This is a genomic window from Rhodococcus sp. IEGM 1302, assembly GCF_030056935.1.
Classification (GTDB): Bacteria; Actinomycetota; Actinomycetes; order Mycobacteriales; family Mycobacteriaceae; genus Rhodococcus_F; species Rhodococcus_F qingshengii.
Genome location: NZ_JASHKY010000001.1, coordinates 455,854 through 468,465 on the forward strand (window position 1 = coordinate 455,854; position 12,612 = coordinate 468,465).

Consider the following 12,612-nt stretch of genomic DNA (forward strand, 5'->3'; position numbering starts at 1 on the left):
GACGTGCCCTGTTTATCCTGGTGCCGTGAGTTCAACCTTCGGTGAGACCGGACACAACGCCACCTCCAACCGCATTCGCGCCACAGCGTTTGCGTCGAAGGTGATGTCCGCGTCCGACGCCGTGAAGTTCATCAACCCGGGCGACACCGTCGCGATCAGCGGTTTCGCAAGCGCCGGTACACCAAAGGTTGTCATTCCGGCCCTGGCCGAGCGCATTCACCGGACCCGCGGCAACGGATCGAACTTCACGATCAATCTCCTGACCGGCGCTTCTGTGTCCACCGAGACCGAAAGGCTGCTCGCGGAGGTCGACGGAATCGCGCTGCGCATGCCGTATCAGTCCGAGGCCACCGCACGTCGCCGGATCAACGACGGTCGTATGGACTACGTGGACATCCATCTCTCCCACGTGGCTCAGCAGGTGTGGGAGGGCTACTACGGCAACGTAGACGTCGCGGTGGTCGAGGTCGCCGGTATCACCGAATCAGGGGAATTGATTCCCTCCGCGTCGATTGGCAACAACAAGACCTGGCTGGACGTCGCCGACAGGGTCATCCTCGAAGTCAACTCGTGGGTGCCCGAGGCGATGGAAGGTATTCACGACGTCTATTACGGCACCGCGCTGCCGCCGCATCGCAAGCCGCTCGAGATCATTCGTGTCGAGGACCGGATCGGCCAGACCACGTTCCGAGTGGATCCCACGAAGGTTGTGGCCGTTGTCGAGACCAACTGCCGTGACAGCGCGAGCCCTCTCACTGCACCCGACGCCGTCAGTGAGGCGATCGCCGGCCACGTCCTGGAATTCTTCGACTTCGAGGTGCGCGCCGGACGGATGCCGGCCGATACGTTGCTTCCGCTGCAGGCGGGCATCGGCAATGTCGCCAACGCGGTGCTCGGAGGGCTCGATCGGGGGCCGTATCGCGGCCTGACCTGCTACTCCGAGGTCATCCAGGACGGGATGCTGAAGCTGATCAAGGACGGAACGGTCGCGCATGCGTCGTCGACGGCTTTGGCGCTCACCGAAGAGGGCATCGAAGAACTGACCGCGAACATCGACTTCTACCGCCACCACATCACTCTCCGTCCGCAGGAGATCAGCAACCACCCGGAGGTGGTGCGCAGGCTCGGAATCATCGCCATGAACGGCATGCTCGAGGCCGACATCTACGGCAACGTGAACTCGACGCACGTCATGGGGACGAAGATCATGAACGGAATCGGCGGCTCGGGGGACTTCGCCCGCAACGGCTACGTGTCCATGTTCCTGAGCCCGTCGACGGCCCGCGGCGGTGAGATCTCGGCGATCGTGCCGATGGTTCCGCACGTCGACCACACCGAGCACGACACTCAGGTGTTGGTGACCGAGCAGGGGTTGGCGGATCTGCGCGGTCTGTCGCCGCGGCGACGCGCGCGCCTGATCGTCGACAAGTGTGCTCACCCGGAGTTCCGGCCACTGCTCCACGATTACATCGCTCGCGCCGACGCTCAACCGGGTGCGGGGCAGACGCCGCACATCCTGGGCGAGGCATTCTCGTTCCATCAGCGGTACATCGACACGGGTTCGATGCGCCTTTCGTGACGCCAGGCAATGCTGCCGGCAGTGAGAGAATGCGAGGGTGAGCCGAACCGGGGTACCTGACGACGCCATACGCCGGGTTGCCGCGGCGGGGGCCGATGACGCCGGTGGCCTACCCGTCGAACTGCTGGGTGATTTCCTGGACGTGCTCAGTGTCGCCGTATGCGAGGGGAAGCCGCTGCAGCGTCGTCAGCTGCACCGCTTCCGCGCTCGCGGGGAAGAAGCAGCGCAGCAGGGTGTCGCCCTGCGAGCCCTGCTCGATCTGTATCTCTCCTCGGCCTGGCGTCTGTGGCGTGAACTGCCTGCTGTTATTGCGGCACAATCGGATCCGAACGCCGTCGTCGCGGCCGGCGAAGTGATGCTGCGTGCCGTCGACGATGCCGTCGCCGAACTGGCCGAAGGTTTTCAGTTGGCCAGACGTTCTCTGGTCCGCTCGCAGGTATCGGCACGCCGCGAGTTCGTCGACGACTTGTTGACCGGCGGCGCTGACGTCGTCGGATTGTTGGATCGCGCTTCAGGATTCGGTCTCCACCTCAGTGGTCCGCATGCCGTGGCGGTAGTGACCGCCGCCCGTGAGTTCACCGACGACAACCCTTTGGTGCGCGCCGTCGAACGTGCCGTTCTGGGTAGCAAGGGTGACGCCGATGCGTTGGTCGCCAGCAAGAGCGGCAAACTGGTGGTCGTTTTCGCGGCGCCGGATCGCGATGCCGTCGACCACGTGCTGGCAGGGATTCGGTCGGCTCTCGGGCCGGGGACCGATGACGACGGGCGAGTGCAGTTGCAGCGGCGTCCTTTGGACGGCACGTGGCAGATCGCTGTCGGGCGCCCTCGAACCACCGCTTCGGGCGTGGTGGCGTCGTACCGGGAGGCGCTGGACGCACTGGACCTGGCGCAGCGCCTGTCGTTGACCGCACCGATCATCGATGCTCGTGACCTGCTGGTCTACCGGGTTCTGGTCAACGACAGACCGGCGGTCACCGACCTGATCCACACCCTTCTCACACCGCTGCTCGAGGCGCGTGGTGGCGCTGGACCGATGATCGACACACTGCTCGCGTACTTTTCCGCCGGCGGCAATACGGCTAAAACCGCCCGAGACCTGCATTTGTCCGTCCGCGCCGTGACGTACCGGTTGGACCGCATCCGTGAACTCACCGGTCAGAACGTCAACGATCCCAACGACAGCTTCGCGCTCCACGCTGCCGTACTGGGTGCGAAGCTGCTCGACTGGCCGGCCACCGAGCTGACCTGATCAGCTTGCGCGGGCGCGTTCTTCGTAGGCAGCACGTGCCGCGGTGTCGACGTCGCCGAGAAACTGCGTCTCGACGCCGAACAGTCGGCTCAATGCCTCGTACGGCCGCCGGGGGAAGAAGCCCTGTGCCTGCACGAGCAGCCCGGACACCCGCGTAATGCGTACGCGTGGGCGCGGTTTGGTGATCAAGCCGACGACGGCTTCGGCGATTTCCTCCGGCTGAACCTCTCGGAATCCCTTCATTCCCGAAGTGCCCGAGGTGAGTTGGGTGTTGGTGAGCGTCGGCAGCACGGACGAGATGTGAACTCCGGTGCCACGAACTTCCTTGCGGACAGAATCGGTGAAGCCCAACACCGCATGCTTGGCGCCGCAGTACGTCGACAAACCGGGGCACGGGAGTTCGCCTGCAAGCGAAGCGATGTTGATGACGTGTCCACGTCCGCGCGGAAGCATCCGTCGCAATGCGAGCTTGGTTCCCGTGATCACGCCGAGGACGTCGATCTCGATGATGCGTCTGGTCACGGAGTCGTCCTCGTCGACGATCCGTCCGACCGGCATGATGCCCGCATTGTTGACCAGCACGTCGATCGGGCCGAGTTCACCTTCGACGGTGTCGAGGAAGTCGAAGAACGAGGCGGGGTCGGTGACGTCGAGGCGCCCGAACGTGCGGATGCCCAAATCCTTGGCTGCTCGCGCGAGAGTGGCTTCGTCGATGTCGCCGATCGCGACCGTCGCACCCAGGCTGATCAGCCGCTTCGCGGTGGCGTATCCGATGCCCCGGGCGCCGCCGGTGATGACCACTACCTGACCGTCGAAAGGTTTGTTCATTTACTCCAGCGTCTCCAAAGATAGGGGTTGGTTGCAGTGAGATGAATCTGCAGGGATGTGATTGTGGACCAGTCGAAACCGGGTTGCTAGGGTTTCTTGGCCGAAGTGAGACGATAGATTTGTGACTAAGTCACAATCAGGGTGACAAGTCGGGGAGGCGCCATGGACACATCGGAGTTGGACGGCTGGATTGCAAATCTCGCGCCCATCTATCTCCAGCCGGAGGTGATCGACGGTTTCGTTCAACGCATCGACGACGCCATTGCGGTGGCCAATCCTGAAGTGGCGGGTGATCGGGAGCTACGACGCGATGTGGATGCGAGCACTGCGGCGCAGCTTCGCGTCATCGTGGCCGCGATCGCGGGCGGTTCCCAGGAGGTCACGCCGCCGCCGGAGTCGGTTGCGCTTGCACTCACCGTTGCCAGGCGCGGTATGGATCTTCGAGTCCTGCTCAAGATCTACGGTGCCGGACGCCTCGCGATGCTGGGCTTCGTCGACGAGTCGATAGAAGCACTCCCGATCGGTCCGGAACTCAAGCGCGCACTTCTGGTCCGAGTGTGGGGTTCGGCGATGAGATGGCTGGAAGTGACCACCGAATTGTTGGTGGCAACGTATGCGAAGGAGCGTGAGAGCTTGGCGCGCGGCGCTTTTGCGCGTCGGTCCGAGACGGTGCACGCGATTGTCGCAGGCGAAGCACTTCACTCCGATGAGGTGTCGCAGATTCTCGACTACCCGATGCGGCGCCACCACACTGCGTTTGTTCTCTGGACGGACGACACCGATCCGGCCGCCGACGTATTGGCCCGATTGGACTCGTATGCGCGTTCCTTTGTGGACGAGTCGAATGCCGAGCGCGTGCTGACGCTGCCTTCGGGGGCGCGCGAGGTGTGGTCGTGGGTCGCGCATTTCGACGACCATGAGTGGGCGGCGCTCGATCGTGCTCGGAATTCGGATCTTCGTGTCGCGGTGGGGGCCAGCGGTTACGGAATGGAAGGATTCGCGCGCAGTCACCGCGAGGCTCTCGCCGCGCAGCGCATCGCGGTCCGTTCCACGGGTTCGCCGGGGGTCACCGTCTACGAAGATGTTCAGGTTCCCTGTCTGCTCACCGAAGATCTGGACGAACTGCGTGCGTTGGTGGCTCGGGAATTGAAAGGCCTCGCCGGCGCGGACGGCGTCACGACGCGTATCCGAGACACCGTTCGGGTCTATTACGAGAACAATTGCACTGCAGCCGCTACCGCCCTGGCGCTCGGTCTGCACAAGAACACCGTGCGGTATCGACTCGATCAGGCCGAAAAGCTGTTAGACCGCAGCGTGGACCAGCGTCGGCTGCCAACAGAGTTGGCGCTCATCGCGCTGGAGAGCTACGGAGCCGCCCTCCTGGCGAACCCGTGACTCGCTACTGCATGTCGTCGAGCCCGGGGAGCGAATAGCCGGAGCTGTCATCCCAATCGGCGGGGGTGTCGTCGAGTGAAACGTCCCAGTCTGCGTCGGGCACCGCTCGCCGGAGTTCGGTCAGAGCGTTGAACCAGTAGACGAGCGAAGGGATTACCTCGGTCGGGTCGCTCGAGATCTTTGTCGAACCGTTGAGCAGAGTGTCGGGGATATCCGACGGATAGAGGTCCAGGACCTCGTAGTCGAACGGAAATTCGTCGTTGTGGACGGCGATGAGTCGGTCGACTTCGGCCTTCTCGTCGTCGGTCAGCGGTGTGGTGCGAACGGCGGAGTAGTACAACGAGGTGCTCATGCTTGCCAGGCTAGAACAAGATGCCGTCCAGCGGCGGTTTCGGACCCAACACCCTCAGATTGCATGGTTTCGGCAACTTCAGGTGTGAAAGTCGTCGATATTTCGACCGGGATGGATAGAAGTCGGCAAGGAACACTGGAGAAGACGGCGAGACGGCCGTCCGAACCCAGTGAAGGAGCTCCCCGTGACCGCAGTCATCAGTGCCATTCGGGTAGGTGGTCAGCGATGAACGTTCCCATGTGGGCGTGGGCCGCGTTCGCCGCAGTCATCGTCGTCATGTTGCTCATCGACCTGCTCGCCCACCGCGGCGCGCACGTCATCGGCTTCAAGGAAGCGGCCTGGTGGAGTGCACTCTGGGTCGGTTTGTCTCTCGTATTCGCGGTGGTCGTCACCCTGACCTTGGGGGTGAACTCGGGCGTCGAATTCACCACGGCCTGGCTGTTGGAGAAGAGCCTCTCCGTCGACAACCTGTTCGTGTTCGCCCTGATCTTCGGTTACTTCAAGGTGCCCCGTGAATACCAGCACCGCGTGTTGTTCTTCGGTGTCATCGGCGCCCTGATCTTCCGCGGTATCTTCCTCGCCGCCGGCGTTGCCGTGGTCAGCAAGTTCACGGCCGTGCTGTTCGTCTTCGCCGCCATCCTGCTCTACAGCGCCTACAAGCTGCTCAAGGACGACGACGAGAACTTCGATCCGGGAACCTCGCTGGCGGTTCGCTTGCTGCGCAAGATCATGCCGGTCCGTGAGGAATACGCAGGAACCAAGTTCTTCGTCAAGGAAGCCGGAAAGCGCGTCGCAACACCACTGTTCGCCGTCGTCGTCGCCATCGAAGCTGCCGACCTCGTGTTCGCAGTCGACAGTGTCCCGGCAGTGCTGGCAGTGAGTGACGATCCATTCATCGTGTACTCCAGCAACGCGTTTGCGATCTTGGGTCTGCGTGCCCTGTACTTCCTGCTCTCGGGCCTGCTCGAGAAGTTCCACTACCTGTCCAAGGGTCTGTCGATCATCCTCGCCTTCATCGGCGTGAAGCTGATCATGCAGGCCAGCCACAAGGTGATCAGCACGTCGATCCCCGAGATTCCCTCACTGGTCAGCCTCGCGGTGATCATCGTGGTGTTGGCAGGCTCGATCATCCTGAGTCTCAAGAAGCCGCTACCGGAAGAGCCTGAGGCCGAAGAGGTTGCGACCGGTGATGCACCGATCGACCTCGAGAAGTCAGGTGCTGACGGCAGCATCGAGAAATCCGGCGTCCAGCTCGCAACCGGCGAGCGCGACGACGATGACGACAAGGTAGATGCTCGGCCCAGAGGCTGACGCCTGATCGGCTGAACGAATCGAAAAGGGAGACCACACAACGACGTGTGGTCTCCCTTTGTCAAATCCTCACCAACTGCTTCCCCCGGTTGTGCCCCGAAAGCTGCCCGATCAAGGCCGCTGGGGCATTTTCGATGCCCTCGGTGACATCGTTGCGGTAGCGCAGTCCACCTTCGGCGATTCGAGCGGACGCCCACGCCCGGTACTCCGGGTACCGGTCGTAGTGGTCGTAGCAGATGAACCCTTCGATGCGTAGACGTTTGCGTAGTACAGGGCGTAGGGGAGGCCCGACTTCGCTTTCATCCTGGTTGTATTCGCTGATCATTCCGCACACGACGACCCTTCCGAAATCGGCCATGCGATCGAAAACCGCTCGCGTGATCGAGCCTCCGACGTTGTCGAAATAGACGTCGACGCCCTTCGGACACAATTCGTCCAACTGCTCGCCGATGTTCGCCGTCTTCCTATCTATGCAGGCGTCGAACCCCAATTCCTCCACAACGTATTCGGTCTTCTCACCCCCGGCGATTCCGATCACCCGGGCGCCCGCCAGCTTCGCGATTTGGCCTGCAACCATGCCGACTGCTCCGCCGGCCGCCGAAACCACGACTGTGTCTCGCTCTCGGACGTCGGCGACCAACCGCATTCCGCAGTGTGCGACAAATCCTGGCTGTCCTAGAATTCCGAGTTCATCTCCTAGGGAAGCTCGATTCTCCCTCGGTATGCGGTCCAGGGCAGCGCCTTTGATTGTGTGATAAACCTGCCAGTGCGTGCCGCCTCGAACCAAATCACCTGCCGCAAAGTCAGGATGCCGCGAAGAAATCACTTCGCCGACTGCGATGCCGTCCAAACCGGAGTGCGCAGGCACTACTCCAGCCAAGACGACGTCGCCGATACCGGCAGCAGCTCCCAACGGCCCGGGGGCAGAGCTGGTGGACGGTAGGCGTCTTCGTATCGCCGGATCGATCGAAAGATAGTGGGCGCGGAACAGAACTTCGCCGTCCGCGGGCGGCCGGATCGGGACCTCGTCGATCCGAAAATCTTCTACGACAGGCAAGCCGCGGGGAGCTCGAACGACTCGCACAGCGCGGTTCACATATTCGGTCATGCGCAATTTCCAATCTGCTTCGACACCGGTTCGCATCACTTCTCGGGACGATTGCCCGGAATTGATCTCGCCGCCTTACTGATTCACGGCGAAGACGTCTGGGAATTCTGTCCTCGAGCAGCAAGGAGCGCACCTTCCCGCCCGCTCAGTGAGAATGTGGCAACCCGACGTCCGGAGCGCGACTTCATTTCCCATACAGCGGGCGGTTTGTTGGTTGCCTCGTAGTCCGACTGTGAAGCTCTGCGCAGTTCAGTTCAGCGCAGCGCTGACGCTCGTCACCAGTGGTATTCGGCTGTGGATTTTTACGAGGGCGTCAATGATCTGCCAGATCTTGTGTGAGTGATTTTGTCGAGGACGAGAGGTTGACTATGACTTCGCCGGTGGGTTCGGGGCGTGCGGTTCATGACACAACGGATTGGCTCAGAACGGGATTGGTCGATCCAACGGAGCCAGGCTTCCTGTCCGATCCGTACGCGCGGTACGCGATTGCGCGAGAAGTTGCTCCGGTACAACAGCATTCGAATGGCGTATACATGCTTTTCGCCTACGACGACGTGAAACGCGCACTGGCGGACAAGTCGCTGAGTTCGTCGGAACAGTATGCACTCGAGGCACCGCGCAATATGCGGATCAAGGCGGCCGGTGGCAGCGACGCCTACTTGTTGCGCCCATCGTTGTCGAAGCTGGATCCACCGGACCATCTGGCATTGCGCAAGCTACTGGCGCGCCCGTTCACGCCCAGGGCAATCAAGCGTTACGACGCGCGGGCGAAGGAAATCGTCGACGAGTTGCTTGCCGATCATGGACGGGGCTCCGAGATCGAGCTGGTGACGGAAGTTGCTCATCCGCTACCGATTCGCCTGGTCTGCGAAATTTTCGGTATCCCCGTACCTGCCGACACCGATACGATGTTCGAGTGGACCCGTAAGGGACTCAACCTACTCGATCCGTTTCTGACTGCCGAGCAGACCAGCGACTACATTTCCGCTCAGCGTGATTTCTCGGCACACCTTCAGGACGTTATCGCTTGGAAGCGCAACAATCTTGGCGACGACATCCTGTCGGACTTCATCTCCGCCGGCGACGAAGGCGAGATAATCGGGCCGGATCAAGTTGCCGCTACCGTGCAGACTTTGGTCATCGCCGGACTGGACACCACAGTCAATCAGGTCGGTCTCACCATGAATGCACTTATGGGCCATCGTGATCAGTGGGAACGACTCGTCGACGACAGGGCACTGCTCGATCACGCGGTAGAAGAAGTCCTGCGCTATGAGCCGACGGCGCAGTTGATGATTCGCATTGCTCCCGAGGATTACGCGGTGGGAGATGCGGTGATTCCGGCCGGAAATCACATTGTGACGTGGCTGGCGTCGGCAAATCGCGATGAAACTCGATTCGGTCCGAACGCGGACAGATTGGACTGGTCGAGGTCAAATGTCCGGGACCACATCACGTTCGGTCACGGTGCGCACGCTTGCCTCGGTGCGTGGTTGGCCCGGCTGGAGATCAAGACCATCCTGAAGGCGTTGATCGACAAAGCGCCGAAGACCGAGCTCGTCGACGGTGGAGTGACGTGGGGTGGCACGGCCTTTATCCGCGGTGTCTCCGAACTGCGATTGAACCTTTTCTGATTGCACGAATTCGTGAACAGACCACTCGGTGGGCAAGTCGGTGTCAGATGGTCGACGTCTTGTTAGTCTGGGCCGGTGCCTGATCCCGCAACTGCGTGTTACCCGGCATTGCCCGCGACAAGTTGGGCAGTGCTGGGAATGCTCACATTCGGAGAAGAACTCAGTGGCAGCGATCTGAAAAGCTGGGCCGACTGGAGCATCGGGTTCTATTACTGGAGCCCGTCGGTGAGCCAGGTCTATACCGAGCTCAAAAAGCTGGAAACGCTGGGATTCGTCAGTTCGCGGGAGGTTTCGGAGTCGGGTGGGCGTCGTCGACGAGTGTTCACGATAACCGAATCCGGTATCGAGGCTCTCAGATCATGGTCACGCCGATCGGAGATCGAAACCCCCGTTCTCAAACATGGAGTGATGTTGAGACTGTGGGTCGGCCACCTCAACGACCCCGATCAGCTCAAGTCGATAGTGCTCGATCACATCGACAACCTCGAGGCAAAGAAGCTCAAGGCAATCGAACACGCCGATAACTCGGAGAATGAACCCGCCTGGGCATTTACCGAGATGAGTCTGCGATGGATAGGCCGCCATTTTCAGATGGAGATCGACCTCGCCGCTCAGTTGCTCGATGACATCGATGAGGCCGCCGCTCGATTCGCGCAAGGCGACGCCAACGCTCTCGGCTTGCCGCAGCCCGTCAATGCCGGTAGTTGGAAGTTGATCTGAGCGTGCGGAGGTACAACTCTCCAGATTCTGCCCGACGCCAATAGAATTGTGCTGTCGAGGTTTTCGTGCCCAGTCTTCGTGCCCAGTCTTCGTGCCTAGTCTTCGTGCCTACTGAGCTCGCATGCTTTCGGTGGTCCGGACGCCCGCATTTCGCCACAGGGAAGCGGCTGTTTCCCGAAGAAGCCCGGTGAGAGGCGAGTTCCGCTCGTCGAGCGGCATTTGTCGGAGCGGTCCGCAGATCGACAGCGCGGAGGTCGCGACGCCGATCGGGCCGATCGGAGTGGCGATCGTGCCGAATCCGTCGATCGGCGTGTCACGGCCGTATCCCACGCCGGTTTTTCGGACCTCGTCGGCCGCCTCTCCTCGCTCGTTGTTGAAGGTGTGGAGGACCCTGCCGACGAGAGTTCCGTCTGCGCGCGTGCTGAAACCGATCCGATTCGGAATCATGCTGGCGAAACGACCTGCCATGTGGGCGCGGCACACCACATTTGAGCCGTCGAGAATCGTCATCTCGACGATCAGTCCGGTACGCCGGTGCAATTCGTACAGGTGCGGATGCGCAGCTGAGTGAAGTCTGTCCTGGTACACGGCCAACGAGCCGAGTTCCACGAGCCGCAACCCGAGCGTGTAATCGCGGCCGCTGCGGTGCAGCCACCGAAGTTGGACCAGATGGTCGAGTATGCGGTGGGCTGAAGACCTTGGAAGCCCGGTTCGTCGGACAATCTCGGCGAGGGTGAGACGATCTCGACCGCCGAACGCATCCAGTAGCAGAGAGACTCGGTCGAGGAAGGCGTTCGGCGTTGCGGGATCGACCTCGAGCTGGAGCGACATGTGTTCCCTCTGCTATCCCGTAGTCAAGTTGGACAACTGCCCTGGACAAGGCTATTTCGATTAGGAATGATGAACCGTGCCGGGTTTCTTGCCGCTCCTATGCTGGCGACATCTCCGGCTGGAGAATCGATAATTGAGAGTAATAGACGGCCTCGAACTCGTCCGGAGTGACATAGTCCAAGGTGCTGTGCAGACGGCGGGTATTGAACCAATCCACCCACTCCATCGTCGCGAATTCGATGTCGTCGATCGTCTTGATCGGGCCCTGCAGAAAGGGACTACTCTTGGAAACCGCTTCTGTCTTGAACAGTCCGATCGTCGACTCCGCGAGGGCATTGTCGTAGGCGTCGCCGACACTTCCAATTGAAGCTGCAATCCCTTCCAACACAAGCGTTTCCGCGAAGGAAATAGATGTATATTGGCTACCGGCATCGCTGTGATGGATCAACCCATCACCGACCCGATGTCCACCGTGATCGCGTCGCCACAACGCCATCTTCAAGGCCGTGGTGACCATGCCCGTGTCCTTCACTGTCGAGGCATGCCAGCCGACGATTGCCCGGGAGAAGCAGTCGATCACGAAAGCGACGTAGACGAACCCCGCCCACGTTCGGCAATAAGTGAAATCGGTAACCCATGTGCGGTTCGGAGCTTCAGCGGTGAAATCGCGATCGAGCAGGTCTGGTGCCCGCCGGCTGTCCTTGCCGCCTGGAATCGTGGTTCGGTGCTGTCTGCCTCTGACCACCCCGTTCAGTCCTTCGTCGCGCATCAAACGGTCGACGGTGCAGGCAGCGACGTGGTGGCCTTTGCGGCGCAGATAAGCCGTCATCTTTCGTCGGCCGTAGAGCCCTTCGGCAGTGCCGATGGTGGACCGCAGTTCCTTGGTGAGGTGGGCGTCGGTGATCGTCCTTGCAGATGGTGGTGAGGTTTTCCAGTTGCGGTATGTGCGTGGGGCGACCTGGATTCCTTGTGTGGTGAGCACTCGGCAGATCGACTCGACCCTGAAATTTTGTGCACGCATGTCGTCGATGAACTGGACTATCAGCGGCGGCGAGGGTCGAGTTCCCTCGCGAAGAAAATCGATGCCGACTTCAGAATTTCGTTGGCTTCCTTGAGTTCTCGGTTCTCACGCTCGAGTTCCTTGATCCGCATTTGCTCCGCGGTGCTCGCTCCGGGCACCTCCTGAGCATCGACCTGGGCTTGCCTGGTCCAGTTCCGCAGCGATTCGGCACCAATGCCGAGTTTCGGGCCTATCACCTGGCATGCGGAGTAGACGGACCGATATTCGTCGAGGTGATCGAGGACCATCTTGACGGCTCGCTCACGCTGCTCGAGTGGGTAACGCTTGGGCATGATCTGCATCCTTCACAAAAACGGATGCGGCATCAAACCCGGCACGGTTCATGATGACATGTTTTTTCTGCTTTGTGAAGAAGGCCACCCTGTGGATCGGACGCCTCCGGTGCTCGTCGGCGGAAACGGACCACTGATCGGGAGAGCGGGTTCCTTGCTTGGTGGTGGGCGATCTACGTTGACGTGATCACACGCCAAGTGGACAAACGCGGATGCCGGCGCAGACGTAGCGCCACCCGCCGGGCTGAGAGA

Annotated in this window: 11 protein-coding genes; 6 read left to right on the forward strand and 5 right to left on the reverse strand. The window is 61.2% G+C overall.

Annotated features, from left to right (window positions below):
• Positions 1–25: 25 nt before the first annotated feature.
• Positions 26–1,579, forward strand: a complete 1,554-nt coding sequence (gene scpC / locus QM609_RS02135; RefSeq protein ID WP_007730514.1) for a succinyl-CoA:acetate CoA-transferase ScpC — start codon at positions 26–28, stop codon at positions 1,577–1,579.
• A 37-nt stretch (positions 1,580–1,616) separates the two neighbouring features.
• On the forward strand, positions 1,617–2,828 hold the full coding sequence (locus tag QM609_RS02140; RefSeq protein WP_042921490.1) for a PucR family transcriptional regulator: 1,212 nt from the start codon (positions 1,617–1,619) through the stop codon (positions 2,826–2,828).
• Here the strand turns inward: QM609_RS02140 and QM609_RS02145 are convergent, their stop codons facing one another.
• Complete coding sequence (locus tag QM609_RS02145; RefSeq protein ID WP_003942902.1) at positions 2,829–3,656, reverse strand: SDR family oxidoreductase; 828 nt, start codon at positions 3,654–3,656, stop codon at positions 2,829–2,831.
• A 162-nt stretch (positions 3,657–3,818) separates the two neighbouring features.
• Between QM609_RS02145 and QM609_RS02150 the strand changes: the two genes are divergently transcribed.
• Positions 3,819–5,051 (forward strand): PucR family transcriptional regulator, encoded by a 1,233-nt coding sequence (locus tag QM609_RS02150; protein ID WP_050656918.1) that lies wholly within the window; start codon positions 3,819–3,821, stop codon positions 5,049–5,051.
• 4 nt (positions 5,052–5,055) lie between these two features.
• Here QM609_RS02150 and QM609_RS02155 read toward each other — a convergent pair whose 3' ends face one another.
• Positions 5,056–5,403: a hypothetical protein gene (locus QM609_RS02155; protein ID WP_030536118.1), complete on the reverse strand. Its 348-nt coding sequence runs from the start codon at positions 5,401–5,403 to the stop codon at positions 5,056–5,058.
• Between the two features lie 225 nt (positions 5,404–5,628).
• Here QM609_RS02155 and QM609_RS02160 point away from each other — a divergent pair, with 225 nt between their 5' ends.
• On the forward strand, positions 5,629–6,714 hold the full coding sequence (locus QM609_RS02160) for a TerC family protein (protein ID WP_003942925.1): 1,086 nt from the start codon (positions 5,629–5,631) through the stop codon (positions 6,712–6,714).
• A 61-nt stretch (positions 6,715–6,775) separates the two neighbouring features.
• Here QM609_RS02160 and QM609_RS02165 read toward each other — a convergent pair whose 3' ends face one another.
• A complete protein-coding gene (locus QM609_RS02165) occupies positions 6,776–7,822 on the reverse strand; it encodes an NADP-dependent oxidoreductase (RefSeq protein ID WP_050656933.1) in 1,047 nt (348 codons plus the stop codon).
• A 368-nt stretch (positions 7,823–8,190) separates the two neighbouring features.
• On the opposite strand from QM609_RS02165, the gene QM609_RS02170 reads away from it, so the two are divergent.
• Together QM609_RS02170 and QM609_RS02175 are read left to right on the forward strand one after the other, a co-directional pair.
• Positions 8,191–9,456 carry a cytochrome P450 gene (locus QM609_RS02170; protein WP_283336962.1) on the forward strand — a complete coding sequence of 422 codons (1,266 nt, stop codon included), beginning with the start codon at positions 8,191–8,193 and terminating at the stop codon, positions 9,454–9,456.
• Between the two features lie 138 nt (positions 9,457–9,594).
• Complete coding sequence (locus tag QM609_RS02175) at positions 9,595–10,176, forward strand: PadR family transcriptional regulator (protein ID WP_050656919.1); 582 nt, start codon at positions 9,595–9,597, stop codon at positions 10,174–10,176.
• A 108-nt stretch (positions 10,177–10,284) separates the two neighbouring features.
• Here QM609_RS02175 and QM609_RS02180 read toward each other — a convergent pair whose 3' ends face one another.
• Both QM609_RS02180 and QM609_RS02185 read right to left on the reverse strand, forming a co-directional pair.
• Positions 10,285–11,007, reverse strand: a complete 723-nt coding sequence (locus tag QM609_RS02180) for an IclR family transcriptional regulator (RefSeq protein WP_007730520.1) — start codon at positions 11,005–11,007, stop codon at positions 10,285–10,287.
• A gap of 97 nt (positions 11,008–11,104) precedes the next feature.
• A protein-coding gene (locus QM609_RS02185) for an IS3 family transposase (RefSeq protein WP_118603796.1) occupies positions 11,105–12,360 on the reverse strand; the annotation gives its coding sequence in 2 pieces (ribosomal slippage) (positions 11,105–12,087 and positions 12,087–12,360; 1,257 coding nt in all).
• Positions 12,361–12,612: the final 252 nt, after the last annotated feature.

Bases quoted from the DNA above. Each gene is read 5' to 3' on its own strand.
- QM609_RS02145 (WP_003942902.1), bottom strand. From the start codon at position 3,656: ATGAACAAACCTTTCGACGGTCAGGTAGTGGTCATCACCGGCGGCGCC.
- QM609_RS02150 (WP_050656918.1), top strand. From the start codon at position 3,819: ATGGACACATCGGAGTTGGACGGCTGGATTGCAAATCTCGCGCCCATC.
- QM609_RS02155 (WP_030536118.1), bottom strand. From the start codon at position 5,403: ATGAGCACCTCGTTGTACTACTCCGCCGTTCGCACCACACCGCTGACC.
- QM609_RS02160 (WP_003942925.1), top strand. From the start codon at position 5,629: ATGAACGTTCCCATGTGGGCGTGGGCCGCGTTCGCCGCAGTCATCGTC.
- QM609_RS02165 (WP_050656933.1), bottom strand. From the start codon at position 7,822: ATGACCGAATATGTGAACCGCGCTGTGCGAGTCGTTCGAGCTCCCCGC.
- QM609_RS02170 (WP_283336962.1), top strand. From the start codon at position 8,191: ATGACTTCGCCGGTGGGTTCGGGGCGTGCGGTTCATGACACAACGGAT.
- QM609_RS02175 (WP_050656919.1), top strand. From the start codon at position 9,595: ATGCTCACATTCGGAGAAGAACTCAGTGGCAGCGATCTGAAAAGCTGG.
- QM609_RS02180 (WP_007730520.1), bottom strand. From the start codon at position 11,007: ATGTCGCTCCAGCTCGAGGTCGATCCCGCAACGCCGAACGCCTTCCTC.